Origin of the sequence: Burkholderia sp. Ac-20379, from assembly GCF_017104645.1 — a bacterium.
In the GTDB taxonomy this organism is placed as follows: Bacteria; Pseudomonadota; Gammaproteobacteria; order Burkholderiales; family Burkholderiaceae; genus Burkholderia.
The window spans coordinates 1-26,997 of record NZ_JAAGPF010000027.1 but is presented as its reverse complement, the minus strand read 5'-3'; the positions used below and the strand labels follow the sequence as shown (position 1 = coordinate 26,997).

Below are 26,997 nucleotides of genomic sequence, written 5' to 3'. Positions count from 1 at the left end.
CGTCATGGAGAAGCACACCGAGTCGACGCGCGACGCCCCGTCGCGCGAGCCTCATCTGCGCAGTGTCAGGCTGACGAGCGATTTCAGCCTGCCGAAGCTGTCGGCGATCGAGATCGGCAGCTACCTCCTCGCCGCGCTGGGCCTGTTCCTGGTGCTCCATCTGAAGCTGCTCTCGGGCCTGCTGGCCGGGCTGCTCGTCTATCAACTCGTCCACACCATTGCGCCGGCCATCGAGCGGCACATGTCGAGCGGGCGGGCGCGCTGGCTCGCCGTGGTGCTGCTGTCGGTGGTGATCGTCGGCGGGCTGGCCGGCCTCACGGCCGCGATCATCGAGCACGTCGAGCACACGGTGCCGAACCTGCAGGGCCTGATGGGCCAGATGATGCAACTGATCGATCAGGCGCGCGGGCGCGTGCCGGGCTGGCTCGCGAATGTGCTGCCGGTGGATGCCGCGCAAATGAAGGTGAAGGCCACCGGCCTGATGTCGAAGCACATGGACCAGCTCCAGCAAGGCGGCAAGAGCGCCGCGCGGATCTTCGGTCATGTGCTGTTCGGGATGATCATCGGCGCGATGATCGCGATCGGCGTGGATCGCAACAAGGCGCGCCGCCCGCTCTCCACGGCGCTGCTGGCGCGCGCCGGGCTGTTCGCCGATTCGTTCCGCCGCATCGTGTTCGCGCAGATCAAGATCTCGGCGATCAACGCGGCGTTCACCGCCGTCTATCTGCTGGCCGTGCTGCCGATCGCGCACGTGAAGATGCCGCTGTCGAAAACGCTGGTGCTGATCACGTTCATCGTCGGGCTGATGCCGGTGATCGGCAATCTGATCTCGAACACGCTGATCGTGGCCGTGTCGCTGTCGGTGGGCGTGGGCACGGCGATCGCGTCGCTCGCGTTCCTGATCGTGATCCACAAGCTCGAATACTTCCTGAACGCGCGCATCATCGGCGGCCAGATCGAATCGCGCGCATGGGAATTGCTGCTGGCGATGCTCGTGATGGAAGCGGCGTTCGGCGTGCCGGGCGTGATCGCCGCGCCGATCTTCTATGCCTACATCAAGCGCGAGCTGTCGACGCTGCGCCTGATCTGACGGCGCGGGGCCGCGCGTTACCGCCGCCGCCCCGCCCGCTTCCCCGAATCAGCGGAACACCACCGTCTTGGTGCCGTTCAACAGGATCCGATGCTCGACGTGCCACTTCACGGCACGCGCGAGCGTCACGCATTCCACGTCGCGGCCGATCGCCGTCAGTTGCTCGGGCGTCATGCTGTGGTCCACGCGCTCCACTTCCTGCTCGATGATCGGGCCTTCGTCGAGGTCGGTCGTCACGTAGTGGGCGGTCGCGCCGATCAGCTTCACACCGCGGTCGAACGCCTGGTAATACGGCTTCGCGCCCTTGAAGCTCGGCAGGAACGAGTGATGGATATTGATCGCGCGCCCGGCGAGCTGCTCGCACATGTTCGGCGACAGGATCTGCATGTAGCGCGCGAGCACCACCAGGTCCGCCGAATGCTCGCCGATCACGTCCAGCACGCGCGCTTCCTGCGCGGCCTTCGCCTCGGCCGAGGCGCCGGCCATCAGCGGGAAGTGATGGAACGGCACGTCGTAGCTGGCCGCCAGCTGATAAAAATCCTTGTGATTCGACACGATCGCGACGATATCGATCGGCAACTGGCCGGTGCGATAGCGGAACAGCAGGTCGTTCAGGCAGTGGCCGATCTTCGACACGAGGATCACGACGCGCGGCTTGGCCCGCGCATCGTGCATTTCCCAACGCATGTCGAAACGCTCGGCGAGCGGCGCGAAATCGTTGCGCAGCGCCTCGAGCGTGGCCTCGACATCGCTGCCGGTGGTCTGGTCGAAATGCACGCGCATGAAGAATTCGCTGGTGCGGCTGTCGCCGAACTGCGCGGAATCGACGATGTTGGTATCGCGTTCGAACAGGAAACCCGAGACGGCATGCACGATGCCGTGCTTGTCGGGGCACGACAGTTTCAGGATAAAGCTATGGTCGGTCGACATGACCGCACCTCCATCGTTTGAATCGGTTGAATCCATGCAGCGCCCGCAGCGACGTGCGGGCGCCGGTTGTTTCGGTGTGCGAAGCCCGGCAAGCCCTCCGGCCTCACGCCTCGCGCGGCGGCGCGAACAGCGCGTCGATGCCGGGCGCGGCGTCGGCCGCCAGCGCGCGGTGGCGCAGCAGGCTGTCGAGGATCGCCAGGCTCGCGTCCATCGTCGCCTCGCCGGCCGCGAGCCAGCCGATCACCTCGGCCGCATCGGCCAGCCGGTGCTCGGCCACTTCGCCATCCTGGTTGTGCGGCACGAAATCGTGCGGCAGCGGCAGGTCGTAGACGAAGATCTGCTCGGCCTGGGTGCCTTCCGGAATCTCGCAAAGCACATGCACGGTGCGGCCCGCGATCGCGCGCGCGGCCAGCGCGGCCTCGATCCCCGCCTCTTCCCAGCATTCCTTGGCCAGCGTGTCCTCGACGCCGAGGCCCCAGCCGATCCCGCCCGCCACGACGTTGTCGAGCATGCCCGGATCGGTCGCCTTGGTGTCGCTGCGCCGCCCGATCCACATCCGCAGCGGCTGCGCGGCTGCGTATTCTACGATGCCGTTCAGGTGCACCGCGTACGTCATCGTGCCGAAGAAGCGCGACGCGGCGCGCTCGATATAGGCGACCGGCGGCGCATCGAAGTGATTGCGGATCGCGTAGATCTCGTTGCGCCAGCCCGGAATCCGCCCTTCGGCGGCCAGCGCGCCGATCACGCCGGCGAGCGCCATGCTGCGCGTGTCGGGCGTATCGAGCGCGGCCGACAGCGCAACGCGCGCGGCGTCGATCTCGAACACGTCGGGCCAGCGGCGCAGCGCGTCGAGATCGGCGCGGCGGATCCAGCCGAAGCGCTCGCCGGCGATCGTGAACGGCACATGCGCGGCCGCATCGAAGCGGCGCGCGGCGGCAATGCAGGAAAACGTCATGAGGCGGCTCAATCCTTGAACGCGATGCGCAGGCCGAGCCCGATGAACGTCGCGCCCGCCAGCCGGTCGAGCCAGACGCCCGCGCGCGGCCGGCGCTTGAGCCAGGCGCCGAGCAGGCCGGCGCACAGGCCGAACACCGAGAACACCACGGCCGCCTGCGCCATGAACAGCAGGCCCAGCTCGAACATCTGCAGCGACACCGGCTGCGCGCCGCCCACGTCGACGAACTGCGGCAGAAACACCACGAAGAACAGCGTCACCTTCGGGTTCAGCATGTTGCCGATCACGCTCTGCCGGAAGATCGTCAGCAGCGGCTGCGGCGCGCGCGCGTCGGCCGTGGCCAGGCCCTGGCTGCGCAGCGCCTTGATGCCGATCCAGATCAGATAGGCCGCGCCTGCGAACTTCAGGATATGGAACGCCACCGGCGACGAGCGCAGCAGCGCCGCCACGCCGAACGCGGCGAGCGTGGTGTGAAAGATCACGCCGGCCGCGAAGCCGAGCGCCGACACGAGGCCGGCCGCGCGCCCTTGCGAGATGCCGCGCGCGAGCACCTGGAGGTTGTCGGGGCCCGGCGCGACCGTGATCGCGATCGAGGTGGCGAGGAACAGCAGGAAGTTCGGCATGACCGGGCTAGCTCGCTGAAGGGAATCGGGAAAAGGGCAAAACGGAAAACCGGCGCGCGCCGCGCTCAGTGGCCCGCGAACTCCGTGACCGTGTAGAGCGGCAGGCCGGCGCCGCGCAGCAGCGCCGAGCCGCCGAGATCGGGCAGATCGATGATCGCCGCACCCTCCACCACCGTCGCGCCGAGCCGTTCGAGCAGCTTCTTGCCGGCCATCATGGTGCCGCCCGTCGCGATCAGGTCGTCGACGATGATCACGCGGTCGCCCGGCTTGCAGGCATCCTCGTGGATCTCGACGGTCGCGCTGCCGTATTCGAGTTCGTACGATTCGGATTGGGTCTTGTACGGCAGCTTGCCGAGCTTGCGGATCGGCACGAAGCCGATGTTCAGTTCATAGGCGACGATCGGCGCGATGATGAAGCCACGTGCGTCGAGCCCGGCCACGTAATCGAGCTTGGCGCCCACATAGCGCTCGACCAGCAGGTCGACCAGCACGCGCAGCGCCTTCGCGCTCTGCAGGATCGGGGTGATGTCGCGGAACTGCACGCCCGGCTGCGGCCAGTCCGGCACCGTGCGCACATGGCGGCGGACGAACTCGGCGGGATCGGGCGACACGCCCGACGGCTGGTGGCTCATGAACTTCTCCGAAGCAACGGCGGGCGAACGCGCGCGCCGTTCAGGCAAATGGGGTTGAGTGAATCGAGGGCCGGATCGACGAGCGGGAAACCGGCAGGCTCAGGCGGCCTGGCCGCCCTCCCGGCGCGTGCGCGACAGCCGTTCCTCGGCCATCGACAGCGCTTCCGGCAGGCCGCGCAGCACGAGAATGTCGGCCGCGCGCAGCTTGGTGTCCGGATCCGGCTCGACGCCGCGAATGCCGTGCCGCCGGATCGCCGTCACCTCCAGCCCGAGCGCGTACAGCCCGACCTCCTCGAGGGAGCGGCCGACCGCATCCGAGCGCGCGTCGACCGGCACCGATTGTAGCCGCACCTGCTCGTGGTCGTCGTCGTCCGCGTCGTCCGCGCCGCGGAAATAGCCGCGCAGCAGGCTGTAGCGCGCGTCGCGCATCTCCTCGACGCGCCGCACCACGCGCCGCATCGGCACGCCCATCAGCACCAGCGTATGCGACGCCAGCATCAGGCTGCCCTCGACGATCTCCGGGATCACCTCGGTCGCGCCCGACGCGAGCAGCTTTTCGAGATCGGCGTCGTCGACGGTGCGCACGATCGCCGGCAAGGTGGGTTCGAGTTCGTGGACGTGATGCAGCACGCGCAGCGCCGACGGCGTGTTCGCATAGGTGATCGCCACCGCCGCCGCGCGGTGGATACCGGCCGCGAGCAGCGATTCGCGTCGCGCGGCGTCGCCGAACACCACCGATTCGCCGGCCGCCGCGGCCGCCGTCACGCGATCCGGGTCGAGGTCGAGCGCGACGTAGGCCAGGCCTTCCTGTTCGAGCATGCGCGCCAGGTTCTGGCCCGCGCGGCCGTAGCCGCAGATGATCACGTGGCCCTGCTGCTTGAGGCTCTGCGTGGCGATGCGGGTCATTTGCAGCGATTGCTGCATCCATTCGGTCGACGACACGCGCATCACGATCCGGTCGGCGTTCTGGATCAGGAACGGCGCGGCCAGCATCGACAGCAGCATCGAGGCGAGGATCGCCTGCAGCAGCGTGGAATCGACCAGATGGCGGTCGAGAATCAGGTTCAGCATCACGAAGCCGAACTCGCCGGCCTGCGCGAGCCCGAGCCCGGTGCGGATCGCCACGCCCGGCGCGGCGCCGAACAGCCGCGCGAGCCCGGTGATGGTGGCCGCCTTCAGCAGCACCTGACCGAAGAAAAAGCCGATCACGAGGAACGGATGCTCCCAGATCACGCGCGGGTCGAGCAGCATCCCGGTGGTCACGAAGAACAGGCCGAGCAGCACGTCGCGGAACGGCTTGATGTCTTCTTCCACCTGATGGCGGTACGGCGTCTCGGAAATCAGCATGCCGGCGATGAACGCGCCGAGCGCGAGCGACAGCCCGAACTTGTCGGTGATGAACGCCGCGCCGAGCGTGACGAGCAGCAGGTTCAGCACGAACAGTTCCTGCGAACGCCGCCGCGCGACCACGTTGAACCAGCGCGTCATGAATTTCTGGCCGACGAACAGCAGCAGCGTCAGCGCCACCACGATCTTGACCGCCGCCAGGCCCAGCGTGACCGCCAGATCCTTCGATGATTCGCCGCCGAACGCCGAAATCACGATCAGCAGCGGCACCACGGCCAGATCCTGGAACAGCAGCACGCCGAAGATGTTGCGGCCGTGCGCGGTTTCGATTTCGAGCCGCTCGGCCAGCATCTTCGAGACGATCGCCGTCGACGACATCGCCAGCGCGCCGCCCAGCGCGATGCTGCCCTGCCAGGTGATATGGACCCAATGCTCGAACGCGAACCCCAGCAGCACCGCCACCGCGAGCGTCACCACCACCTGCATCAATCCGAGCCCGAACACCAGCCGCTGCATCGCGCGCAGCTTGGCCAGCGAGAATTCCAGGCCGATCGAGAACATCAGGAACACCACGCCGAATTCGGCGAGATGCTCGGCCCGCTCGAGATCGCCGGCAAAGCCGAGCGCATGCGGGCCGACGACGATGCCCACGGTCAGATAGCCGAGCATCGGCGGCAGGTTCAGCGAGCGGAACACGACGACACCCACCACTGAAGCCAGCAGCAGCAGGAGCGTCATTTCGAGCGGGGAAATCACGTGCGAAGAATCCTCGTTCGTCAGGGCGTCGCAACAGGCGGACGCGGGTGGGGCCGCCACGGGGGCGGCTCGATGGGCGAGGACAGGGCTCCGTCGGGAGCGCAGTCCCGGCGCCCGGCGCGGCGAACAAACGCCTTTGTTATACTCCGCGCATGATAGCGAAAATCAATGATGACCGGGCGCTCGCGCTCGCCCGCGACGTCCTCGACATCGAGGCGGACGCGGTACGCGCATTGCGCGACCAGCTCGACGGCCAGTTCGTCGGCGCCGTCGACCTGCTGCTGAATTGTCGCGGCCGCGTGGTCGTGTCCGGCATCGGCAAATCCGGGCATATCGCCCGCAAGATCGCCGCCACGCTGGCCAGCACCGGCACGCCGGCGTTCTTCGTCCATCCGGCCGAAGCGAGCCATGGCGACCTCGGCATGGTAACCGCCGACGACGTTTTCATCGCAATCTCGAATTCCGGCGAGTCGGAAGAACTCGTCGCGATCCTGCCGCTGATCAAGCGGCTCGGCGCCAAGCTGATCGCCATGACGGGCCGGCCGCAATCGAGCCTCGGCCAATTGTCGGACATCCATTTGTATGCCGGCGTCGAGAAGGAAGCCTGCTCGCTGAACCTCGCCCCCACCGCCAGCACCACCGCCGCGCTCGCGCTCGGCGATGCGCTCGCCGTGGTCGTGCTCGACGCGCGCGGCTTCGGCCCGAACGATTTCGCGCGCTCGCACCCGGGCGGCTCGCTGGGCCGGCGCCTGCTGACCCACGTCCGCGACGTGATGCGCACCGGCGACGAAGTGCCGACCGTGCGGCTCGACGCGACGCTGTCCGACGCGCTGTTCCAGATCACCGCCAAGCGCATGGGCATGACCGTGGTGGTCGACCAGCACGACCGCGTGGCCGGCATCTTCACCGACGGCGACCTGCGCCGCGTGCTCGAACGCGACGGCGATTTCCGCCGCCTGCCGATCGGCGACGTGATGACCCGCCACCCGCGCACCATCGCGCCCGACCATCTGGCCGTCGAAGCCGTGGAACTGATGGAGCGCCACCGGATCAACCAGATGCTGGTGACCGATTCCGACGGCGTGCTGATCGGCGCGCTCAACATGCACGACCTGTTCTCGAAAAAGGTGATCTGATGTCCGCTGCTTCCGCCACGGCCGCCGAACGCGCGAGCCGCGTCAAGCTGATGATTTTCGACGTCGACGGCGTGCTGACCGACGGCGGCCTGCACTTCACGGCCGCCGGCGACACCATGAAATCGTTCAATTCGCAGGACGGCCACGGCCTGAAGCTGCTGCGCGAAGCCGGCATCGACACGGCCATCATCACCGGCCGCCGTTCCGAGATCGTCGCCGCGCGCGCCAAGGAACTGCGCATCAGCCATCTGTATCAGGGCGTCGAGCACAAGCTGACGGCCTTCGCCGAACTGCTGCAGGCCACCGGTGTTTCGTCTGACGAATGCGGCTACATGGGCGACGACTGGCCCGACCTCGGCGTGATGACGCGCTGCGGCTTCGTGGCCGCGCCGGCCAACGCGCACCCGGACGTGCTCGCGCGCGCGCATTTCGTTTCCGCCACGCAAGGCGGCCACGGCGCCGCGCGCGAAGTGGTCGACACCATCCTGCGCGCCCAGGGCCGCTACGACGCGCTGCTCGCCGCCGCGCTGGGGGCCTGATTCATGTCGCAGCGGCTGCACCTGAGCTCGTTCCTGCCGATCGCGGCGCTCGCCCTGCTGGCGGCCGTCACCTACTGGCTGCTGCAGGCCACGCTGCCGCCGCCGGGCGAGAGCGTCGTGCATCCGAAGACGCACACGCCCGATTACTTCGCCGACAACTTCTCGGTCACCGAACTCGATCAATCGGGTGCGACGCAATACCGGCTGACGGCCGTCAAGCTCGTGCACTACGAGGACGACGAAACCAGCCTGCTCACCACGCCGGCCATGCGCGCGTTCCAGCCCGGCAAGCCGGTGGTCACGGCCACGGCGCAGCGCGGCACGGTGAATGGCGACGTCTCGATCGTCGATCTGTACGACAACGCGAAGATCCTGCGCGCGGCCGGCGCCGGCGACCCGCCGATGGAAGCCGATTCCCAACATTTCCGGGTGCTCGTCAACGACGATGTGATCGAGACCGAAAAGCCGGTTAAACTTCAGCGCGGTTTGTCGGTCGCCAACGCGACCAACGGCATGAAGTACAACAATGTCACCCGGGTCATCGACCTTTACGGCAACGTCCGCGGCACGATCGCCGCGTCCGACACCGCCGGCGGCCAATCCCGCCAATCCAAGTAACCCAGCTTGCGTGACTGCATGAACGAATCGTTCCCTTGTTTTTCCTCCGGCAGCGCGCGCCGCGCTGTCCGCGCCGGGCTCGCCGCGGCGCTCGTCGCGCTGACGCTCCCGGGCGTCGCGCCGCTCGCGCACGCGGAAAAAGCGGACCAGAACAAACCGATCCAGGTCGAGGCCGACAACCTCACCTATGACGACCTCAAGCAGGTCACGGTCGCCACCGGCAATGTCGTGATCACCAAAGGCACGATCCTGATCAAGGGCGATCGCGTCGAGGTGCGCCAGGATCCGCAGGGCTACCAGTACGCCACGGCCACCATGTCCGCCGGTAGCAAGAAGCATGCGTCGTTCCGCCAGAAGCGCGAAGGGCTCGACGAATACATCGATGGCGACGCCGAGCGCATCGATTACGACGGCAAGCAGGATCTGACCACGCTCACGCGCAACGCCACCGTGCGCCGCCTGCAGGGCCTGACCACCGTGGCCGATACGGTGCACGGCAGCGTCATCACGTACGACGGCCAGCGCGATTTCTACACCGCCAAGGGCGGCAGCGACGTCGCCGCGCCGGGCAACCCGAGCGGCCGCGTGCGCGCGATGCTGTCGCCGAAGAACGGCGGCCCGGCGCCGCTGAACGGCGCGAGCGCCACGCTCGTGCCGTCGAACACCATGCAGGGAGAGCCGAACCCGTGACCGCCCTGCCGAATCGCCAGCCTGCCGGCACCACGAGCTCGCTCGTGGTTCGCAACCTGAAGAAGCGCTACGGCTCGCGCACCGTCGTGAAAGACGTTTCGCTCGACGTGAAAAGCGGCGAAGTGGTCGGCCTGCTCGGCCCGAACGGCGCCGGCAAGACCACCTCGTTCTACATGATCGTCGGCCTGGTGCCGCTCGATGCCGGCGACATCTCGCTGAACGGCAGCCCGATCAGCCTGCTGCCGATCCACAAGCGCGCATCGCTCGGCCTGTCGTACCTGCCGCAGGAAGCGTCGGTGTTCCGCAAGCTGACCGTCGAGGAGAACATCCGCGCCGTGCTCGAGCTGCAGCACGGCGACAACGGCAAGCTGCTGTCGAAGGACGAGATCGCCTCGCGCACCGAGGCGCTGCTCGACGAGCTGCAGATCGGCCACCTGCGCGAGAACCCGGCGCTGTCGCTGTCGGGCGGCGAGCGCCGCCGCGTGGAAATCGCCCGCGCGCTGGCCAGCAACCCGAGCTTCATCCTGCTCGACGAACCGTTCGCCGGCGTCGATCCGATCGCGGTGCTGGAAATCCAGAAGATCGTCCGGTTCCTGAAGGAGCGCAACATCGGCGTGCTGATCACCGATCACAACGTCCGCGAAACGCTTGGCATCTGCGATCACGCCTACATCATCAGCGACGGCTCCGTGCTCGCGTCCGGCGCGCCGCAGGACATCATCGAGAACGAGAACGTCCGCCGCGTCTATCTCGGCGAGCATTTCCGCATGTAAGCGGGTGCTGCGGCGCCGCCCGGCGCCCAGCCCGCCCACCCGCGGCACCCCGGCATGTCCGGCGCGGCGCGATCGGCCCCGCGGCCCAGCCCTGTGCCCGCACGACGGCGCGCAGGCGTGCCGCTCGCGACCTTCGTGTCATCCCGCCTCCCGCAACGCGCCGCCTACGTGGCAAACTTCAGGTAACGATTCCTTTTTGCCATGAAAGCCAGCCTCCAACTTCGCCTGTCGCAGCACCTCGCGCTCACGCCCCAGCTCCAGCAGTCGATCCGGCTGCTGCAGCTGTCGACGCTCGAATTGCAGCAGGAAGTCGCGATGGCCATCGCCCAGAACCCGCTGCTCGAGAACGACGAGTGGATCGCGAGCCCGCTGCGCGTGGCCGCCGACGGCTCGCTGATCGCGCAGGCCCCGCCCTCCGCCACGCCCGAGCCGATGCACGGCAACGGCTCGTCGAGCAGCAGTTCGGACAGCTCGGGCGAGCGCTCCGACCGCGACGAGCGCAACGGCGACGATTACGATTCCTATGGATCCGACAGCAGCGATTCGAGCCAGTGGAATCTGGAAGATTACGGCCGCTCGTCGGGCGCCTCCGACGACGACGATCTCCCCCCGCTGCAGGTACACGAAGCGTCGACCTCGCTGCGCGAGCATCTGAGCGCGCAGTTGCGCGTCACGCAGGCCGGCCATCGCGACCGCGCGCTCGTCACGTTCCTGATCGAATCGCTCGACGACGACGGCTATCTCGGCGCGGCGCTCGACGAGGTCCTGACCGATCTGCCCGAGGAACTGGAAGTCGACATCGACGAGTTGACCGCCGCGCTCGCGCTGCTGCACAGCTTCGATCCGGCCGGCGTCGGCGCGCGCTCGGCGTCCGAATGCCTGCGCCTGCAACTGCTGCGGCTCGATCCGTCCCCCACGCGCGCGCTGTCGCTCGATATCGTCTCGCAGCATCTCGAACTGCTGGCCGCGCGCGACTTCACGCGGCTGCGCAAACACCTGAAGGCCAACGACGACGAGCTGCGCGACGCGCATGCGCTGATCCGCTCGCTCGAACCGTTCCCGGGTGCGGCCTACGGCAAAGCCGAAGCCGATTACGTGGTGCCCGACATCATGGTTCGCAAGAGCGGCCAGAACTGGATCGCCGAGCTCAATCCCGAGGTCGTTCCGAAGCTGCGCATCAACCATCTGTACGCCAATATCCTGCGCAACAGCCGCGGCGATCCGAGCACCGGATCGCTGAAGCAACAGCTCCAGGAAGCACGCTGGCTGATCAAGAATATCCAGCAGCGTTTCGAGACGATCCTGCGTGTCGCGCAGGCCATCGTGGAGCGTCAGAAGAACTTTTTCGCGCACGGCGAAATTGCCATGCGCCCCTTGGTTTTGCGGGAAATAGCTGATACGCTGGGCCTACACGAGTCGACTGTCTCCCGTGTGACAACCGGCAAATACATGCTGACCCCGTTCGGTACGCTTGAATTCAAGTACTTCTTCGGATCGCATGTTTCGACAGACACGGGGGGCGCTGCCTCTTCCACGGCAATCCGCGCCCTCATCAAGCAACTGATAGGAGCCGAAGACCAGAAATCTCCTCTATCGGACAGCCGAATAGCCGAACTGCTGGCGGAACAAGGGTTCGTGGTCGCGCGCCGTACGGTTGCGAAATATCGCGAAGCCCTCAAGATCCCGGCAGTCAATCTGCGCAAGTCTCTGTAGCCCGCTGCTCGCGGCGGGCGTTTTCCGGCCGCCGCGCTGTCGAAGGCATAGTCCGCCCAAGGCCCGCTCCGTCATCTATCCGATCCACGGAGATCGTCCTGCCGGCAGACATAGCCTCTACATGCACCGGGGTCATCTGCATGGAGAAGCACTATGAACTTGAAGATCAGTGGACACCATCTCGACGTAACGCCTGCCATTCGCGAATACGTGATCACCAAGCTCGACAGGGTGCTACGGCATAGCGACCAGGTGATCGATGGCACTGTGATCCTCTCGGTCGACAACCATAAGGAAAAGGACAAGCAGCAGCGCGCGGAAATCAATCTGCATCTGAAGGGCAAGGATATCTTCGTCGAAAGCGCCAACGGCAGCCTGTATGCGGCGATCGATCTGTTGATCGACAAGCTCGACCGGCAAGTCGTCAAGCACATGGAACGTCTGCAGACGCATGCACACGAGCCGATCAAGCATCAGCATCAACCGGTACTCGATCAGATCGAACTGCCGCCGCAGTAAACCCGGCGCCTCGTGCGCCAGCGAAACCGCCCGTCCCGACGGGCGGTTTTTTTGTTCCACGCATCGTCGGTATTGCGTACGAACCGGATCGATCACGCCACACCACGCGAACGTCCGTGCTCTATAATGTTCGGGTTATTACCGGGATGTGCCGGCAACCCGTTTCCCGACTGGGAGCATTCGTCTACCGCCGCGAGGAGACCCCAGGCCACCCCCTTGCCTGCCAACATGAATCGCCTAGCCAAAATCCTGCCACTGGAGAACGTCGTCATCGACCTCTCCGTCACCAGCAAGAAACGCGTGTTCGAACAAGCCGGTCTGATCTTCGAAAATCAGAACGGCATCGGCCGCAGCATCGTCACCGACAACCTGTTCGCGCGTGAGCGTCTTGGCTCGACTGGCCTCGGCGAAGGCGTCGCCATTCCGCACGGCCGCATCAAGGGTCTCAAGCAACCGCTCGCCGGCTTCGTCCGGCTGGCCGAAGCGATCCCGTTCGAAGCCCCGGATGGCCAGCCCGTCTCGCTCCTGATCTTCCTGCTGGTGCCCGAACAGGCCACCCAGCAGCACCTCGAGATCCTGTCCGAAATCGCACAGCTGCTGTCCGATCGCGACGCCCGCGAACGTCTGCACACCGAACCGGATCGTCACGAGTTGCATCGTCTCCTCACTCAATGGCAACCTTGAGCTGATTCGGGCGGAAGGCTTCCCCGCGACGGGCGGCGCGTACCGCCCGGCCCTGCCGCCCGCAGCCGGTCCGGCGCCGCAGAGCGTCCGGCTCCTTGCCGCACCGGCCATTTGGAGTGACGCACTCAATGGATACGTCCAGCATCAACGCCCAGAGCATCTTCGACGACAACGCAGCCATGCTCAAGCTGAGCTGGCTGACGGGGCATGAAGGCTGGGAGCGCGGCTTTTCCGCCGAGACGGTCGGCAACGCCACCTCGAGCGCCGATCTCGTCGGCCACTTGAACCTGATCCACCCGAACCGGATCCAGGTGCTCGGCGAAGCGGAAATCGAGTACTACCAACGGCAAACCGACGAAGACCGCTCCCGCCACATGGCCGAGCTGATCGCGCTCGAACCGCCGTTCCTGGTGGTCGCGGGCGGTGCCGCCGCGCCGCCCGAGCTGGTGCTGCGCTGCACGCGCTCGTCCACGCCGCTGTTCACCACGCCGATGTCGGCCGCGGCCGTGATCGACAGCCTGCGCCTCTACATGTCGCGCATCCTCGCGCCGCGCGCGACGCTGCACGGCGTGTTCCTCGACATCCTCGGCATGGGCGTGCTGCTGACCGGCGATTCGGGCCTCGGCAAGAGCGAGCTCGGCCTCGAGCTGATCAGCCGCGGCCACGGCCTCGTGGCCGACGACGCCGTCGATTTCGTGCGACTTGGCCCCGATTTCGTGGAAGGCCGCTGCCCGCCGCTGCTGCAGAACCTGCTCGAAGTGCGCGGCCTCGGCCTGCTCGACATCAAGACGATCTTCGGCGAAACGGCCGTGCGCCGGAAAATGAAGCTGAAGCTGATCGTCCAACTCGTGCGCCGCCCCGACGGCGAATTCCAGCGCCTGCCGCTCGAAAGCCAGACCGTCGACGTGCTCGGCCTGCCGATCAGCAAGGTCACGATCCAGGTGGCGGCCGGCCGCAACCTCGCCGTGCTGGTCGAAGCCGCCGTGCGCAACACGATCCTGCAACTGCGCGGCATCGACACGCTGCGCGATTTCATGGATCGCCAGCGCCTCGCCATGCAGGACCCCGACAGCCAATTCCCCGGCAAGCTCGTCTGATCGCACGCCGCCGCGCCCTTACGGGCCGGCGCACCGGTGCTATGATGCAGCGTCTGGTTTCCCGCTTCCCCATGCGCATCGTCCTCATCACCGGCATCTCCGGCTCCGGCAAATCCGTCGCGCTCAATGCGCTCGAGGATTCAGGCTATTACTGCGTCGACAATCTGCCGCCGCGCGTGCTGCCCGAACTCGTGCGCCATGTCGGCGACGACGGCCAGCAGCGGCTCGCGGTCGCGATCGACGCGCGCTCGAGCGCCTCGCTCGACGATATGCCGAACCTGATCCGCGAGCTGTCGCAACACCACGATGTGCGCGTGCTGTTCCTCAACGCCAGCACCCAGGCGCTGATCCAGCGCTTCTCCGAAACGCGCCGCCGCCATCCGCTGTCCGGTTCCCCCTCGCACGACGCCGACGTCGGCCTGCTGTCGTCGCTGGCCGAGGCGATCGAGCGCGAGCGCGAGCTGGTGTCGCCGCTGGCCGGCTTCGGTCACGAGATCGACACCAGCAACCTGCGCGCGAACGTGCTGCGCACCTGGGTCAAGCGCTTCATCGAGCAGCCGGACGGCGATCTCGTCGTGATGTTCGAATCGTTCGGCTTCAAGCGCGGCGTGCCGCTCGACGGTGATTTCATGTTCGACGTGCGCGCGCTGCCGAATCCGTACTACGACCGCGAGTTGCGGCCGCTGACCGGGCTCGATCAGCCCGTCATTGCGTTCCTCGATGCGCTGCCGATCGTGCACCAGATGATCGACGACATCGAGAGCTTCCTCGTCAAATGGCTGCCGCATTTCCGCGACGACAACCGCAGTTATCTGACGGTCGCGATCGGCTGCACGGGTGGCCAGCATCGCTCGGTGTTCATTGCGGAGACGCTCGCCGCGCGTCTGTCGCGGCAGGCGAACGTGATAGTGCGGCATCGTGACGCACCGGTCGATCCCGAGGCGTCATCGCGGCTCGTCAAGTAGCCCGTCGAGCCGCTCCTCGCCAGGGGTGCGCGCCATGTCTTCGCTTTCGACCCAGCTCGTCGATTTGCCGTTGTTCCCGTTGCATACCGTGCTGTTTCCGGGCGGCCTGCTGCCATTGAAGGTGTTCGAGGCGCGCTACGTCGACATGGCGCGTAGCTGCCTGCGCGACAGCGCACCGTTCGGCGTCTGCCTGCTCAAGAGCGGCCCCGAGGTTGCCCAGGACGATCAGGTGGCCGTGCCCGAAGCTGTCGGCTGCATGGCCGAGATCGTCGAGTGCGACACCGGCGAATTCGGCATGCTGTTCTTGCGCACCGTCGGCACGCGGCGCTTCACGGTGCTCTCGCACCGCGTGGAATCGAATGGCTTGCTGGTTGGCATCGCCGAACCGCTGCCCGAGGATCGCCCGCTCGACGGCGAACAGGCGATCGCCCAGTTCGGCGCGTGCGCGGAGGTGCTCGAACGCATCATCGCGGCGCTGCGCAACGTGAAAAACGCCGCGCTGCCGTTCCTCGAACCGTTCCATTTCGACGACCCGACCTGGGTGTCGAACCGCCTCGCCGAAGTGCTGCCGCTCGACCTGCGGATGCGGCAAAAGCTGATGGAGCTTCCCGACGCGGCCGCGCGCATCGACGCCGTGCATCAGGTGCTCAAGCGCCACGACTGGCTGTAGCGCCGCCGCGCACCGTTACCGCGCACCACGCACATCTCAGATCAACGGCCCGCTCAGGCTGTCGAGCAGCTTGCGCACCGGCGCCGGCACGCCGTACGCATCGAGCCGCGCGAGCGGCACCCATTCGCTGTCGGCATCGGCCGCCGTGGACTGCACGCCCACCTCGGCGATGCGCGGTTCGATCTGGAGCCGGAAATGCGTGAAGGCGTGCACGAACGGCGCGAGCGCGCTGACCGCCTCGCCGCCGAAATCGCGCACGCGCTGCAGCGCCGACTCATCGCCGTCGGCTTCGGGCAGGCTCCAGAGTCCGCCCCAGATGCCGCTCGGCGGGCGCCGCTCCAGCAACACCGCGTCGCCGTCGCGCAGCACCAGCATCCAGGTGCGGCGCGTCGGCACCGCCTTCTTCGGCCGCGCGGCCGGCAGCTCGCGCTGGCGGCCCGTCACGTTCGCGACGCAATCGGCGGCATACGGGCAGCGCCGGCATTCCGGCTTGCCGCGCCCGCACAGCGTCGCGCCGAGATCCATCAAGCCCTGCGTGTACGCGCTGATGCCGGCGTCGTCCTCGTCGCGCGGGAACAGGCGCTCGGCCAGCGCCCACATTTCGTTCTCGACGCGCTTCTCGCCCGGAAAGCCTTCCACGCCGAACACGCGCGCCAGCACGCGCTTGACGTTGCCGTCGAGGATCGGCGCCCGCGCGCCGAACGCGAACGATGCGATCGCGGCGGCCGTCGAACGGCCGATGCCGGGCAATTCGGCCAGCGCGTCCGGCGACGCGGGAAACCGGCCGCCGTGCTGTTCGACCACCACCTGCGCGCAACGATGCAGATTGCGCGCCCGCGTGTAGTAGCCGAGGCCGGCCCACAACGCCATCACGTCGTCGGACGGCGCGGCCGCGAGCGCGGCGACATCGGGAAAGCGGTCGAGAAAGCGCAGGTAATACGGGATGACGGTCGACACCTGCGTCTGCTGCAGCATGATTTCCGACAGCCAGATCCGGTACGGATCGCGCGTGTTCTGCCAGGGCAGGTCGTGGCGACCATGGTCGCGCTGCCAGGCGATGAGGCGGCCGGCGAAGCCGGCTTCGAGCGGGGTGGCCGGTGCGGCCGGCGCCGGGGGATTGCGTGGGGGTTTCAACTTGTTTTCAACGCTGACAATTCGGACAGAAATAGGTCGACCGCTGGCCCTGCACGATCTGGCGGATCGGCGTGCCGCACACGCGGCACGGTTCGCCCGCGCGATCGTAGACAAAGCAGTCGAGCTGGAAGTAGCCGCTTTCGCCGTTGCTGCCGACGAAATCGCGCAAGGTGCTGCCGCCGCGCTCGATCGCGTCGGCGAGCGTGGCGCGCACCGCCTCGGCCAGCCGCTCGTAGCGCGGCAGCGAAACCTTGCCGGCGGCCGTGGTCGGGCGGATGCCGGCGCGAAACAGGCTCTCCGAGGCATAGATGTTGCCGACGCCGACCACGATGTCGCCGGCCAGCAGCGCCTGCTTCACCGAAACGGTGCGCCCGCGCGTGCGCCGGTACAGCAGCGCCGGCGTGAAGGCCGCCGAGAACGGCTCGACGCCGAGCGTCGTCAGCAGATGATGCTCGTGGATGTCGCCCTGCTCGCGCGGGTGCCAGAGCACGGCGCCGAACCGGCGCGGATCGCGAAAGCGCAGCACACATTCGTCGAAGATCCAATCGATGTGATCGTGCTTGGCGGCGGCCGGCGGTTCCCCGCCCGGCAGCACGCGCAGCGTGCCCGTCATCCCGAGATGGACGATGAACCAGCCGGCATCCACCTCGAACAGCAGGTACTTGCCGCGCCGCTCGACGCGCAGCACTTCGCGCGATTCGAGCGCGGCGGCAAGATTTTCGGGGACGGGCCAGCGCAGCATCGCGGTGCGCACGTCGACGCGCTTGACGCGTCGACCGGCGACGAAAGGTTCGATTCCGCGACGTGTAACCTCGACTTCCGGCAACTCTGGCATGGTTTTGTGGTCTGTGTGTGGCTAGTAGCGATCGTGCGCGTATTGTAGCGAGCGCGTTACAATCGTCCGAAACCTCGAACGGATTTCCATGACCTTGTCCTCGACGCTGTCTTCGAAGCGCCCCGCCGCCCGTGCGCGCCGCGCGTTCGCCTTCCCGGTCCGCCGCGCACTCGGCGCCGCGCTTCTCGCCGCATGGACGTTCGGCGCGCTGCCCGCTCACGCGCAAACGCCCGCCTCGGGCGCCGCCGCGTCGCCCGCCGCCGCAACCGACGACGACTCCGCACCGCAGAGCGCGTTCTCGCAGGGCTTCCCGGACGAAAAGAAGGATCTGCCGGGCCTCCAGCTGACGGCGCAGATCGTCTATCAGGTGCTGGCCGCCGAGGTCGCGCTGCAACGTTCCCAGCCCGCGCCCGCCTACCAGACCTACCTCGCGCTCTCGCGGGACACGAAGGATCCGCGCATGGCGCAGCGTGCGACGGAAATCGCACTGGCCGCGCAAAGCCCGGCCGACGCGCTGACCGCCGCCAATCTGTGGCGCGAGTATGCACCCGATTCGAACCGCGCGTCGCAGGTCGATGCCGCGCTGCTCGTGCTGTCCGGCAAGCCGATCGACGCCAAGCCGCTGCTCGCGCGCGAACTGGCCCGCACCACCGGCGACAACCGCGGCGATGCGATCCTCGCGCTGCAGGCGCTGATCGCGCGCGGCCCGAACCGCACCGACGGCCTGACGGTCCTCCAGGATCTGCTCAAGGACGACCTGATCCGCCCCGAAGCCCGCCTCGCGATCGCCCGCCAGCAGTTGGCGACCGACGACAAGGCCGGCGCCGTCACTTCGCTGAAGCAGGCGCTCGAACTGAAGCCCGATTACCTGCCGGCCGCACTGATGCTGGCGCAGATGGGCCCGCAAGAGCGCGCGATCGGCGTGGCCTCGTTCGAGAAATTCGTCCGGCAGAACCCGAAATCGCGCGAGGGCCGCCTCGCGCTGGCCCAGCTCTATCTCGCCGACAACCGCCTCGACGACGCGCAGAAGCAGTTCGAGACGATGCATCGCAACGATCCGAAGGAGCCGGCGCCGCTGATGGCGCTCGCGCTGATCAAGATCCAGGAAAAACAGCTCGGCGACGCGCAGAAATACCTGAAGCAGTACATCGACGTGGCGCAAAAGCGGCCCGACGCCGACGTCGGCCAGGCGTATGTCTATCTGGCGCAGTTGTCGGTCGAGCAGAACGACGACGCCCAGGCCTCGCAATGGCTCGACAAGATCGATCCGGCCAGCCCGCACTACATCCCGGCGCAAGTCACGCGCGCACAGATCCTCGCCAAACAGGGCAAGGTCGACGACGCACGCAAGGTGCTGGCCGGCCTGCAGATCAGCGATCCGCGCGATGCCGCCGTGATCGCGCGCACCGACGCCTCGCTGCTGTTCTCGGCCAAGCGCTACCGCGAAGCCGCCGACCGCCTCGCACAGGCCGTCGATGCGTTCCCGGACGATCCCGACCTGCGCTACGACTACGCGATGGCCAACGAGAAGATCGGCCAGTACACGACGATGGAGCAGCAGTTGCGCGTGCTGATGCGCATGCAGCCGGACAATCCGCAGGCCTACAACGCGCTCGGCTATTCGCTGGCCGACCGCAACCAGCGCCTGCCGGAAGCGAGCCAACTGGTCGAGAAGGCGGTCGCGCTGGCGCCGAAGGATGCGTTCATCATGGACAGCCTCGGCTGGGTCAAGTATCGGATGGGCGACAACGCCGCCGCCGAGAAAATCCTCACGACGGCTTACACGCTGCAGCCGAACGCCGAAATCGGCGCGCACCTCGGCGAAGTGCTCTGGAAGAGCGGCCAGCAGGACAAGGCGCGCGACGCCTGGCGCGCCGCGCAGAAGCTCGAGCCGGACAACGACACGCTGCTCAACACGCTCAAGCGTTTTCAGGTGAACGGGCTGTGAGCGTATCGATCCGCACGATGGCGCCGCTCGCGCCCGCTTTCCGCTACGCCGCCGCCGCGCTGGCCACGGGCGCGCTGCTCGCCGGCTGCGCGACGCAGCCGGCCGGCCCCGCCGCTGCCGGCTCGGCCGCCGCGCCTACCGCCGACGCGATCACGACGCAGGCCGCCCACGCGTACACGGGCCGCTTCGCGGTGCGCTACAACGATCGCCTGGGCAGGGAACAGAACGCCTACGGCAATTTCAACTGGCAGGAAACCGGCAACGTCATCACGCTCGAGCTGCGCAGCCCACTGGGCCAGACGCTCGCCGTGGTGCGCTCGTCGCCGCAGCGCGCCTCGCTTGAAATGCCGGGCCGCGCACCGCGATTCGCGGCCGATGTCGGCCAGTTGATGCAGGACACGCTCGGTTTCGCGCTGCCGCTCGACGGCCTGCGCTACTGGATGCTGCCGCAGCCGTCGCCCGGCTCGCCGGCCGACGTCGAGCGCGAGGACGCCACGCGCCTGAAGCAGATCCGCCAGGACGGCTGGACCATCGACTACCTGGCCTATGCCGATGCGCCGGCCACCGGCGTCAAGCGGCTGAACCTGACGCGCGCGGAACCGCCGCTCGACATCAAGCTCGTGCTCGACCGCTGATTCCCGTTTTCTTGCCAAGAAGTCCCGCCAGCATGACCGATACCCCCCGCGCCCTGCGCGACTGCCTCGCCCCGGCGAAGCTCAACCTGTTCCTGCACATCACCGGCCGCCGCCCGGACGGCTATCACGCGCTGCAAACCGTGTTCCAGCTGCTCGACTGGGGCGACACGCTGCACTACACGCTGCGCGAGGATGGCGTCGTCCACCGCGTCACCGAGGTCGACGGCGTGCCCGAGGCGAGCGATCTCGTGGTGCGTGCCGCGCGCCTGCTGCAGGCGCATACGGGCACCTCGCTCGGCGTCGATATCGAAATCGACAAGGTGCTGCCGATGGGCGCCGGCCTCGGCGGCGGCAGCTCGGATGCGGCCACCACGCTGCTTGCGCTGAACCGCCTGTGGCAGCTCGATCTGCCGCGTACCGAACTGCAGGCGCTGGCCGTCAAGCTCGGCGCCGATGTGCCGTTCTTCGTTTTCGGAAAAAATGCGTTCGCCGAGGGTATCGGAGAAGCGCTGGAGCAGGTAGAATTGCCGCCTCGCTGGTTCCTGGTTGTGACGCCTCGGGCTCACGTACCGACCGCTGAAATATTTTCAGATGAGTCGTTGACAAGAGATTCGAAACCCATCACAATTACGGACTTTCTTGCACAGCAAACCAGCAAGGGTTGGCCGGACAGTTTCGGTCAAAACGACATGCAGGCAGTTGTGACAAAGAAGTACGCGGAAGTTGCAAAGGTAGTCAAAGCGTTGTATGATTTGACCCCTTCGCGTATGACCGGCTCTGGAGCCAGTGTCTACGCGGCGTTCGGCAGCAAAGCGCAAGCGGAAGCAGCACAAGCCGCTCTGCCAGCTGACTGGAACAGCGCAGTTACCGGAAGTTTGGGTGAACATCCACTCTTTGCTTTCGCGTCATAAGTTTTGCTGCATCGGATGTCCTACACTTCCGGTGAAGCTCATAGTTGAGTGTAGGGGAGTCGCCAAGTTGGTCAAGGCACCGGATTTTGATTCCGGCATGCGAGGGTTCGAGTCCTTCCTCCCCTGCCATAGTTTCCTCAGTTATTCCCGCCCCCAGCCCGAAGCAGGTTCATGATGAGCAGCCATGACGGCCTGATGGTTTTCACTGGCAACGCGAACCCCGCGCTTGCGCAGAAAGTCGTCGACAAACTCGGTATTCCTCTTGGCAAGGCCATGGTCAGCCGTTTTTCCGACGGTGAAATCCAGGTCGAAATCCAGGAAAACGTGCGCGGCAAGGACATTTTCGTCCTGCAATCCACCTGCGCACCGACGAACGACAACCTGATGGAACTGATGATCATGGTCGATGCGCTCAAGCGCGCATCCGCCGGCCGGATCACCGCTGCCATCCCCTACTTCGGCTATGCGCGTCAGGATCGCCGCCCGCGTTCGGCGCGCGTCGCGATCTCGGCGAAGATCGTCGCGAATATGCTGGAAATCGCCGGCGTCGAGCGGATCATCACGATGGATCTGCACGCCGACCAGATTCAGGGCTTCTTCGATATTCCCGTCGACAACATCTACGCCACGCCGATCCTGCTGGGCGACCTGCGCAAGCAGAATCACCCGGATCTGCTGGTCGTGTCGCCGGACGTTGGCGGCGTGGTTCGCGCCCGCGCACTGGCCAAGCAACTGAATTGCGATCTCGCGATCATCGACAAGCGTCGTCCGAAGGCGAACGTCGCCGAAGTGATGAACATCATCGGTGAAGTCGAAGGCCGCACCTGCGTGATCATGGACGACATGGTCGATACGGCCGGCACGCTCTGCAAGGCGGCGCAAGTGCTGAAGCAACGCGGCGCGAAGCGCGTGTTCGCCTACGCCACGCACCCGGTGCTGTCGGGTGGCGCGGCAGCGCGTATCGATGCATCGGAACTCGACGAACTCGTCGTGACCGACACGATCCCGCTGAGCGCCGAATCGCTCGGCAGCTCGAAGATCCGCGCCCTGTCGAGCGCCGATCTGCTCGCCGAAACGTTCGCGCGCATCCGCCGCGGCGATTCGGTGATGTCGCTGTTCGCCGAGTCCTGATCCCGGCTCGGATCGCAGCGGGCCTGCCCCGCCGGCGATCCGCACGAATTCGGTAGTTCGCGAAAAGCGAAGCGTCCACGCTTCGCTTTTTGCACAATCGGCCCGGAAGGACGAAACCCGGGCCGCGTTTTTGGGCCGCATGGCCTGTTCAAACTGCCTGGTCGCGGGCAGCAATGGAGAATCACATGAAAGTTGTCGCTTTCGAGCGTACTCTGCAAGGTACGGGTGCGAGCCGCCGCCTGCGTAACGCCGGTAAGACCACGGGTATCGTGTACGGTGGTGAAGCAGCTCCCCAAATGATCGAACTCGATCACAACGCCCTGTGGCACGCCCTGAAGAAGGAAACGTTCCACGCTTCGATCCTCGAGCTCGAAGTGGCAGGCAAGACGGAAAGCGTCCTGCTGCGCGACGTGCAATACCACCCGTTCCGCCAGCTCGTTCTGCACGTCGACTTCCAACGCGTCGACGCGAAGAAGAAGCTGCACACGAAGGTGCCGGTTCACTTCCTGAACGCAGAAACCAGCCCGGCAGTGAAGCTGTCGAGCGCGGTCATCTCGCACGTCATCGCTGAACTGGACATCGAGTGCCTGCCGTCGGCCCTGCCGGAATTCGTCGAAGTCGATCTGTCGAAGCTGGAAGCCGGCCAATCGATCCACGCGAAGGACATCACGCTGCCGAACGGCGTGGCGCTGGTCGCTCACCTCGACGCAGAAAACCCGGTGGTCGCAACCGCGACGATCCCGGCTGCTGTCGTGTCGGACGAAGCCGCTGCTGGCGAAGGCGAAACGCCGGCTGCCTAAGCCCGCTTTCGCACCGTTTCGATAACGGTAGAAGCAACCCGCCGCGGCCTGCCCGGCGGGTTTTTTCATTTTTGCGGCTCACACATCATGATCAAACTGATCGTCGGTCTCGGCAATCCGGGCGCCGAATACACGGCGACGCGCCACAACGCGGGCTTCTGGCTCGTCGATCAACTCGCGCGCGAAGCCGGCGCCACGCTGCGCGACGAACGGCGCTTCCACGGCCATTACGCAAAGGCGCGGCTCTACGGCGAGGAAATCCACCTGCTCGAGCCGCAAACCTATATGAACCGTTCCGGTCAGTCGGTCGTGGCGGTCGCGCAATTCTTCAAGATCCTGCCCGACGAGATCCTCGTCGCACACGACGAACTCGACCTGCCGCCCGGCTCGACGAAGTTCAAGCTCGGCGGCGGCAGCGGCGGCCACAACGGCCTGAAGGATATTTCCGCGCATCTGTCGTCCCAGCAATATTGGCGGCTGCGGATCGGCATCGGCCATCCGCGCGACCTGATTCCCGAAGGCTCGCGCGCCGGCGCCAAGCCCGACGTGGCGAACTTCGTGCTGAAGCCGCCGCGCCGCGAGGAACAGGACGTCATCGATGCGTCGATCGAGCGCGCGCTCGCCGTGATGTCGATCTTCGCCAAGGGCGAAACCGAGCGCGCCGTGATGCAACTGCATCGCAACAGCGCCTGAACCGCGCCCGCAAGTCCGGTCACGCCGGTGCGCCCGAGGCGCGCGGCGTGCGTTAAGCTGCACGTTTTCAGTCAGGAGTCCGTGGTGAGCCGTTATTGGAGCAATATCGTTCAGCAGCTCGTTCCCTACGTGCCGGGCGAACAGCCGGCGCTGGCGAACCCCGTCAAGCTGAACACCAACGAGAATCCATATCCGCCGTCGCCGCGCGCCGTCGCCGCGATCGCGCGCGAACTGGGCGCCGACGGCGAATCGCTGCGCCGCTACCCCGATCCGCTCGCACGCAGCCTGCGCGAAACCGTCGCCGCGCATCACGGGCTGACGCCGGATCAGGTGTTCGTCGGCAACGGCTCCGACGAGGTGCTCGCGCATACGTTCCAGGCCCTGCTCCAGCACGACCGCCCGATCCGCTTCCCGGACATCACCTACAGCTTCTATCCGACCTACGCGCGCCTGTACGGCGTGGCGTACGACGCCGTGCCGCTGGCCGACGATTTCTCGATCCGCGTCGAGGATTATCTTGGCGGCAACGGCGGCGTGCTGTTCCCGAACCCGAACGCACCGACCGGCCGCGCCCTGCCGCTGGCCGACGTCGAGCGCATCGTCGCCGGCAACCCGGACGCCGTGGTGGTGGTGGACGAAGCCTATGTCGATTTCGGCGCCGAATCGGCGATCTCGCTGATCGCGCGCTATCCGAACCTGCTGGTCGTGCATACGGCGTCGAAGGCGCGCTCGCTCGCGGGCATGCGCGTGGGCTTCGCGTTCGGCGACGCGGCGCTGATCGAGGCGCTCAATCGCGTCAAGGACAGCTTCAACTCCTATCCGCTCGACCGGCTCGCCCAGGTGGCGGCGCAGGCGGCCTACGAGGATCGCGATTACTTCGATGCGACCTGCGCGCGCGTGATCGACAGCCGCACGCGCCTGACGGCCGCGCTGACGCAACTCGGCTTCGAGATCGTGCCGTCGGCGGCGAACTTCGTGTTCGCGCGCCATCCGGGCCACGACGCGGGCCAACTCGCGGCCGCGCTGAAGGCGCGCGAGATCTTCGTGCGCCACTTCCGGCTGCCGCGCATCGATCAATACCTGCGCATCACGGTCGGCACCGACGCGGAATGCGACACGCTGGTCGCCGCGCTGCGCGAATTGATCGGCTGAATACGAGGCGACGCACGCTTATCCACGCACAGGCACAGCGGGCGCCTGTGCGCCCGTTGTGCTGCGGTCGGATCGTTCTGGAAGCGCCGAATCGCGCCGAAGACGTGCATCGAGCCGGCGCCGGGCCGGCTCGATGTCAGGATGCGCCGTTCTCGCCCGTGGCGGCGGTCAGCGCGTGGTATTTCACCATCAACTGTTCCTGCGTTTCCGCATGCTGCGGATCGCGCGGAATGCATTCGACGGGGCAGACCTGCTGGCACTGCGGTTCGTCGAAGTGGCCGACGCATTCGGTGCACTTGCCCGGATCGATCACGTAGATGTCCGGGCCCATCGAAATCGCACCGTTCGGGCACTCGGGCTCGCACACGTCGCAATTGATGCACTCGTCGGTAATCATCAAAGCCATACTGATCTCGCTTCCGCCGGCGTCGCGCCGGCACATGCTGCTGGGCCGGTCACGACGCTCGCGCGTCAGGCAGCCGGCCCCTGGCCCATCGCGGCCACTTTTTCCGTCAGCCATTTCTCGACCGACGGGAACACGAATTTGCTGACGTCGCCGCCCAGTTGCGCAATCTCGCGCACGATCGTGCCCGAGATGAACTGGTATTGATCGGACGGCGTCATGAACATGGTTTCGACGTCGGGCAGCAGATAGCGGTTCATGCCGGCCATCTGGAACTCGTACTCGAAATCGGACACGGCGCGCAGGCCCCTGACGATCACGCGCGCATTGTTGGCGCGCACGAAATCCTTGAGCAGCCCGGTGAAACCCATCACCTTCACGTTCGGATAATGTCCGAGCACTTCGTTCGCGATCTTCAGGCGCTCTTCGAGCGAGAAGAACGGCTTCTTCGCCCGGCTGTCGGCCACGCCGACGACCAGCGTATCAAAAATGCTCGATGCGCGCCGCACGAGATCCTCGTGCCCGCGCGTCAGCGGATCGAACGTACCCGGGTACACGGCGACTACCATGTCGCTCCTCCTGTGAACTTTCAATAAGGGCCGCAGCAATAGCGATCGCGCGCCGCCGCCATCATGGGCACGCGTCGCGGAACCCGCGCGGCGCCTCGTTGGGAACGCGCATTATTCATCATTTTCGCGTTGCAGCAAATGATAGTGGACGGCGCCGGCCTTGCCGCCGCGCTCGACCGCCCAGCCCGCCAGCGCATCGTGCCCGGCCGGATCGAGCGGCTCGCCGGCCTCCACGTACAGATGGCCGCCGGGAGCGACCAGCTTGATGGCCAGCGCGAGCGCGCGCTCGAACAGCGCGGCGTCGCCGAACGGCGGATCGAGGAACACCACGTCGAACGCGCCCGGCGCAAGGCCGGCCGCGAGGCGCAGCGCATCGGCTTCGGCCACTTCCACGGTGCGCGCCGCCAGCTTGTCGCGCGTGGCGCGCAGTTGCTCGGCCGCGCGCGAATTGCGCTCGACCATGACCACGCTGGCCGCGCCGCGCGAAGCGGCTTCGAAACCGAGCGCGCCGGTGCCGGCGAACAGGTCGAGACAGCGGCGGCCGCTCATGTCCTGGCCGAGCCAGTTGAACAGCGTTTCGCGCACGCGGTCGGGCGTGGGGCGCAGGCCGTCGAGATCGAGCACCGGCAGCGGCGTGCGCTTCCACTCGCCGCCGATGATGCGAACCGCATGCGGCTTGCCGCGATTGGCGCTGGAGGACGGGCGGGCGGAGGGCGAACGAGGCATGTGAAACCGGCAGAAACAGGTGATCGGGACGGGCCGCTGGCCCGGAACAGGCGCACGTTACCACAGCCGGCCGCGCGCCTCGCCGCTGCCCGCGCGGCGCGCCTGATAAAATCACGCGTTTCGAGCCACCGGCCGCAGCCGGGCCTCCCCGCTTCCCTTCCCCCAAGCCAGCAGACCATGTTCAGCTTCTTCAAACGATTGATCGGCTCGAAGGCCGACGACGCGTCGCAGGACGCGCCGGCCGACGAGCAGACCGGTGCCGGCGCGCCGGGAGCCGAAGCCGCGCCCGACGCGCCGCGGCTCGCCGAGCCGAGCACCAGCGC

At 66.7% G+C, this 26,997-nt stretch carries 29 protein-coding genes and 1 tRNA gene; 20 read left to right on the top strand and 10 right to left on the bottom strand.

Going from position 1 to position 26,997, the window contains the following annotated elements; genetic code table 11:
* Positions 1-4 precede the first annotated feature (4 nt).
* Positions 5-1,090, top strand: coding sequence for an AI-2E family transporter (locus G3N92_RS05950; protein ID WP_206126530.1), 1,086 nt, complete (start codon positions 5-7; stop codon positions 1,088-1,090).
* A 48-nt stretch (positions 1,091-1,138) separates the two neighbouring features.
* Here G3N92_RS05950 and purU read toward each other — a convergent pair whose 3' ends face one another.
* The 5 genes from purU to G3N92_RS05925 form a co-directional block, all read right to left on the bottom strand.
* The gene (purU, locus tag G3N92_RS05945) at positions 1,139-2,020 is read right to left on the bottom strand and encodes a formyltetrahydrofolate deformylase (RefSeq protein ID WP_206126529.1); all 882 of its coding nucleotides are present in this window, start codon (positions 2,018-2,020) and stop codon (positions 1,139-1,141) included.
* A gap of 103 nt (positions 2,021-2,123) precedes the next feature.
* Complete coding sequence (locus G3N92_RS05940; RefSeq protein ID WP_206126528.1) at positions 2,124-2,975, bottom strand: NUDIX hydrolase family protein; 852 nt, start codon at positions 2,973-2,975, stop codon at positions 2,124-2,126.
* 8 nt (positions 2,976-2,983) lie between these two features.
* The gene (locus G3N92_RS05935; RefSeq protein WP_206126527.1) at positions 2,984-3,598 is read right to left on the bottom strand and encodes a LysE family translocator; all 615 of its coding nucleotides are present in this window, start codon (positions 3,596-3,598) and stop codon (positions 2,984-2,986) included.
* A gap of 65 nt (positions 3,599-3,663) precedes the next feature.
* Positions 3,664-4,230 carry an adenine phosphoribosyltransferase gene (locus G3N92_RS05930; protein ID WP_206126526.1) on the bottom strand — a complete coding sequence of 189 codons (567 nt, stop codon included), beginning with the start codon at positions 4,228-4,230 and terminating at the stop codon, positions 3,664-3,666.
* Positions 4,231-4,329: 99 nt separating this feature from the next.
* Positions 4,330-6,333, bottom strand: a complete 2,004-nt coding sequence (locus G3N92_RS05925; protein WP_206126525.1) for a monovalent cation:proton antiporter family protein — start codon at positions 6,331-6,333, stop codon at positions 4,330-4,332.
* A gap of 152 nt (positions 6,334-6,485) precedes the next feature.
* Here G3N92_RS05925 and kdsD point away from each other — a divergent pair, with 152 nt between their 5' ends.
* From kdsD to G3N92_RS05870, 11 genes are all read left to right on the top strand, one after another.
* Positions 6,486-7,469 (top strand): arabinose 5-phosphate isomerase KdsD, encoded by a 984-nt coding sequence (gene kdsD / locus G3N92_RS05920; protein WP_206126524.1) that lies wholly within the window; start codon positions 6,486-6,488, stop codon positions 7,467-7,469.
* The gene (locus tag G3N92_RS05915; protein WP_206126523.1) at positions 7,469-8,008 is read left to right on the top strand and encodes an HAD hydrolase family protein; all 540 of its coding nucleotides are present in this window, start codon (positions 7,469-7,471) and stop codon (positions 8,006-8,008) included. The genes kdsD and G3N92_RS05915 overlap by 1 nt, the downstream gene beginning before the upstream one ends.
* A 3-nt stretch (positions 8,009-8,011) precedes the next feature.
* The gene (gene lptC / locus G3N92_RS05910) at positions 8,012-8,626 is read left to right on the top strand and encodes an LPS export ABC transporter periplasmic protein LptC (RefSeq protein ID WP_206126522.1); all 615 of its coding nucleotides are present in this window, start codon (positions 8,012-8,014) and stop codon (positions 8,624-8,626) included.
* Between the two features lie 18 nt (positions 8,627-8,644).
* On the top strand, positions 8,645-9,316 hold the full coding sequence (lptA, locus tag G3N92_RS05905; protein ID WP_206126521.1) for a lipopolysaccharide transport periplasmic protein LptA: 672 nt from the start codon (positions 8,645-8,647) through the stop codon (positions 9,314-9,316).
* A complete protein-coding gene (gene lptB, locus G3N92_RS05900; protein WP_206126520.1) occupies positions 9,313-10,089 on the top strand; it encodes an LPS export ABC transporter ATP-binding protein in 777 nt (258 codons plus the stop codon). Before lptA ends, lptB begins: the two co-directional genes overlap by 4 nt.
* A 201-nt stretch (positions 10,090-10,290) precedes the next feature.
* The gene (locus tag G3N92_RS05895; protein WP_206126519.1) at positions 10,291-11,802 is read left to right on the top strand and encodes an RNA polymerase factor sigma-54; all 1,512 of its coding nucleotides are present in this window, start codon (positions 10,291-10,293) and stop codon (positions 11,800-11,802) included.
* Positions 11,803-11,955: 153 nt separating this feature from the next.
* Complete coding sequence (gene raiA, locus G3N92_RS05890) at positions 11,956-12,321, top strand: ribosome-associated translation inhibitor RaiA (RefSeq protein ID WP_206126518.1); 366 nt, start codon at positions 11,956-11,958, stop codon at positions 12,319-12,321.
* Positions 12,322-12,447: 126 nt separating this feature from the next.
* On the top strand, positions 12,448-13,005 hold the full coding sequence (locus G3N92_RS05885) for a PTS sugar transporter subunit IIA (RefSeq protein WP_206126545.1): 558 nt from the start codon (positions 12,448-12,450) through the stop codon (positions 13,003-13,005).
* A 128-nt stretch (positions 13,006-13,133) separates the two neighbouring features.
* Entirely contained in the window at positions 13,134-14,102 is a 969-nt protein-coding gene (gene hprK, locus G3N92_RS05880) for an HPr(Ser) kinase/phosphatase (protein WP_013699410.1), read from the top strand.
* Between the two features lie 71 nt (positions 14,103-14,173).
* Entirely contained in the window at positions 14,174-15,067 is an 894-nt protein-coding gene (gene rapZ / locus G3N92_RS05875; protein ID WP_206126517.1) for an RNase adapter RapZ, read from the top strand.
* Between the two features lie 34 nt (positions 15,068-15,101).
* Entirely contained in the window at positions 15,102-15,737 is a 636-nt protein-coding gene (locus G3N92_RS05870; RefSeq protein ID WP_206126516.1) for an LON peptidase substrate-binding domain-containing protein, read from the top strand.
* Between the two features lie 36 nt (positions 15,738-15,773).
* On the opposite strand, the gene mutY is transcribed toward G3N92_RS05870, so the two are convergent.
* Both mutY and mutM read right to left on the bottom strand, forming a co-directional pair.
* Entirely contained in the window at positions 15,774-16,871 is a 1,098-nt protein-coding gene (gene mutY, locus G3N92_RS05865) for an A/G-specific adenine glycosylase (RefSeq protein WP_206126515.1), read from the bottom strand.
* Positions 16,872-16,878: 7 nt separating this feature from the next.
* Positions 16,879-17,706: a bifunctional DNA-formamidopyrimidine glycosylase/DNA-(apurinic or apyrimidinic site) lyase gene (gene mutM, locus G3N92_RS05860; protein WP_206126514.1), complete on the bottom strand. Its 828-nt coding sequence runs from the start codon at positions 17,704-17,706 to the stop codon at positions 16,879-16,881.
* An 88-nt stretch (positions 17,707-17,794) separates the two neighbouring features.
* On the opposite strand from mutM, the gene G3N92_RS05855 reads away from it, so the two are divergent.
* The 8 genes from G3N92_RS05855 (at position 17,795) to hisC (ending at position 24,976) form a co-directional block, all read left to right on the top strand.
* Entirely contained in the window at positions 17,795-19,654 is a 1,860-nt protein-coding gene (locus G3N92_RS05855; protein WP_206126513.1) for a tetratricopeptide repeat protein, read from the top strand.
* A gap of 17 nt (positions 19,655-19,671) precedes the next feature.
* A complete protein-coding gene (gene lolB, locus G3N92_RS05850; RefSeq protein ID WP_206126544.1) occupies positions 19,672-20,289 on the top strand; it encodes a lipoprotein insertase outer membrane protein LolB in 618 nt (205 codons plus the stop codon).
* Positions 20,290-20,321: 32 nt separating this feature from the next.
* A complete protein-coding gene (gene ispE, locus G3N92_RS05845) occupies positions 20,322-21,200 on the top strand; it encodes a 4-(cytidine 5'-diphospho)-2-C-methyl-D-erythritol kinase (protein WP_206126512.1) in 879 nt (292 codons plus the stop codon).
* A 52-nt stretch (positions 21,201-21,252) separates the two neighbouring features.
* Positions 21,253-21,329: transfer RNA gene (locus tag G3N92_RS05840), tRNA-Gln, on the top strand.
* A 45-nt stretch (positions 21,330-21,374) separates the two neighbouring features.
* Positions 21,375-22,331 carry a ribose-phosphate pyrophosphokinase gene (locus G3N92_RS05835; protein ID WP_206126543.1) on the top strand — a complete coding sequence of 319 codons (957 nt, stop codon included), beginning with the start codon at positions 21,375-21,377 and terminating at the stop codon, positions 22,329-22,331.
* A 185-nt stretch (positions 22,332-22,516) separates the two neighbouring features.
* Entirely contained in the window at positions 22,517-23,131 is a 615-nt protein-coding gene (locus G3N92_RS05830; RefSeq protein ID WP_206126542.1) for a 50S ribosomal protein L25/general stress protein Ctc, read from the top strand.
* Positions 23,132-23,218: 87 nt separating this feature from the next.
* Positions 23,219-23,824, top strand: a complete 606-nt coding sequence (gene pth, locus G3N92_RS05825) for an aminoacyl-tRNA hydrolase (RefSeq protein WP_206126511.1) — start codon at positions 23,219-23,221, stop codon at positions 23,822-23,824.
* Between the two features lie 84 nt (positions 23,825-23,908).
* The gene (hisC, locus tag G3N92_RS05820; protein WP_206126510.1) at positions 23,909-24,976 is read left to right on the top strand and encodes a histidinol-phosphate transaminase; all 1,068 of its coding nucleotides are present in this window, start codon (positions 23,909-23,911) and stop codon (positions 24,974-24,976) included.
* A 136-nt stretch (positions 24,977-25,112) separates the two neighbouring features.
* On the opposite strand, the gene G3N92_RS05815 is transcribed toward hisC, so the two are convergent.
* From G3N92_RS05815 to rsmD, 3 genes are all read right to left on the bottom strand, one after another.
* Positions 25,113-25,382 (bottom strand): YfhL family 4Fe-4S dicluster ferredoxin, encoded by a 270-nt coding sequence (locus G3N92_RS05815; RefSeq protein ID WP_206126509.1) that lies wholly within the window; start codon positions 25,380-25,382, stop codon positions 25,113-25,115.
* A gap of 65 nt (positions 25,383-25,447) precedes the next feature.
* A complete protein-coding gene (coaD, locus tag G3N92_RS05810) occupies positions 25,448-25,948 on the bottom strand; it encodes a pantetheine-phosphate adenylyltransferase (RefSeq protein WP_206126508.1) in 501 nt (166 codons plus the stop codon).
* A gap of 111 nt (positions 25,949-26,059) precedes the next feature.
* Positions 26,060-26,674 (bottom strand): 16S rRNA (guanine(966)-N(2))-methyltransferase RsmD, encoded by a 615-nt coding sequence (gene rsmD, locus G3N92_RS05805; protein WP_206126507.1) that lies wholly within the window; start codon positions 26,672-26,674, stop codon positions 26,060-26,062.
* Positions 26,675-26,997 lie beyond the last annotated feature (323 nt).

Excerpts from the sequence above, each read along its gene's own strand:
- G3N92_RS05950 (WP_206126530.1), top strand. The coding sequence starts at position 5 with ATGGAGAAGCACACCGAGTCGACGCGCGACGCCCCGTCGCGCGAGCCT.
- purU (WP_206126529.1), bottom strand. The coding sequence starts at position 2,020 with ATGTCGACCGACCATAGCTTTATCCTGAAACTGTCGTGCCCCGACAAG.
- G3N92_RS05940 (WP_206126528.1), bottom strand. The coding sequence starts at position 2,975 with ATGACGTTTTCCTGCATTGCCGCCGCGCGCCGCTTCGATGCGGCCGCG.
- G3N92_RS05935 (WP_206126527.1), bottom strand. The coding sequence starts at position 3,598 with ATGCCGAACTTCCTGCTGTTCCTCGCCACCTCGATCGCGATCACGGTC.
- G3N92_RS05930 (WP_206126526.1), bottom strand. The coding sequence starts at position 4,230 with ATGAGCCACCAGCCGTCGGGCGTGTCGCCCGATCCCGCCGAGTTCGTC.
- kdsD (WP_206126524.1), top strand. The coding sequence starts at position 6,486 with ATGATAGCGAAAATCAATGATGACCGGGCGCTCGCGCTCGCCCGCGAC.
- G3N92_RS05915 (WP_206126523.1), top strand. The coding sequence starts at position 7,469 with ATGTCCGCTGCTTCCGCCACGGCCGCCGAACGCGCGAGCCGCGTCAAG.
- lptC (WP_206126522.1), top strand. The coding sequence starts at position 8,012 with ATGTCGCAGCGGCTGCACCTGAGCTCGTTCCTGCCGATCGCGGCGCTC.
- lptA (WP_206126521.1), top strand. The coding sequence starts at position 8,645 with ATGAACGAATCGTTCCCTTGTTTTTCCTCCGGCAGCGCGCGCCGCGCT.
- G3N92_RS05895 (WP_206126519.1), top strand. The coding sequence starts at position 10,291 with ATGAAAGCCAGCCTCCAACTTCGCCTGTCGCAGCACCTCGCGCTCACG.
- raiA (WP_206126518.1), top strand. The coding sequence starts at position 11,956 with ATGAACTTGAAGATCAGTGGACACCATCTCGACGTAACGCCTGCCATT.
- G3N92_RS05885 (WP_206126545.1), top strand. The coding sequence starts at position 12,448 with ATGTTCGGGTTATTACCGGGATGTGCCGGCAACCCGTTTCCCGACTGG.
- hprK (WP_013699410.1), top strand. The coding sequence starts at position 13,134 with ATGGATACGTCCAGCATCAACGCCCAGAGCATCTTCGACGACAACGCA.
- rapZ (WP_206126517.1), top strand. The coding sequence starts at position 14,174 with ATGCGCATCGTCCTCATCACCGGCATCTCCGGCTCCGGCAAATCCGTC.
- G3N92_RS05870 (WP_206126516.1), top strand. The coding sequence starts at position 15,102 with ATGTCTTCGCTTTCGACCCAGCTCGTCGATTTGCCGTTGTTCCCGTTG.
- mutM (WP_206126514.1), bottom strand. The coding sequence starts at position 17,706 with ATGCCAGAGTTGCCGGAAGTCGAGGTTACACGTCGCGGAATCGAACCT.
- G3N92_RS05855 (WP_206126513.1), top strand. The coding sequence starts at position 17,795 with ATGACCTTGTCCTCGACGCTGTCTTCGAAGCGCCCCGCCGCCCGTGCG.
- lolB (WP_206126544.1), top strand. The coding sequence starts at position 19,672 with ATGGCGCCGCTCGCGCCCGCTTTCCGCTACGCCGCCGCCGCGCTGGCC.
- ispE (WP_206126512.1), top strand. The coding sequence starts at position 20,322 with ATGACCGATACCCCCCGCGCCCTGCGCGACTGCCTCGCCCCGGCGAAG.
- G3N92_RS05835 (WP_206126543.1), top strand. The coding sequence starts at position 21,375 with ATGAGCAGCCATGACGGCCTGATGGTTTTCACTGGCAACGCGAACCCC.
- G3N92_RS05830 (WP_206126542.1), top strand. The coding sequence starts at position 22,517 with ATGAAAGTTGTCGCTTTCGAGCGTACTCTGCAAGGTACGGGTGCGAGC.
- pth (WP_206126511.1), top strand. The coding sequence starts at position 23,219 with ATGATCAAACTGATCGTCGGTCTCGGCAATCCGGGCGCCGAATACACG.
- G3N92_RS05815 (WP_206126509.1), bottom strand. The coding sequence starts at position 25,382 with ATGGCTTTGATGATTACCGACGAGTGCATCAATTGCGACGTGTGCGAG.
- coaD (WP_206126508.1), bottom strand. The coding sequence starts at position 25,948 with ATGGTAGTCGCCGTGTACCCGGGTACGTTCGATCCGCTGACGCGCGGG.
- rsmD (WP_206126507.1), bottom strand. The coding sequence starts at position 26,674 with ATGCCTCGTTCGCCCTCCGCCCGCCCGTCCTCCAGCGCCAATCGCGGC.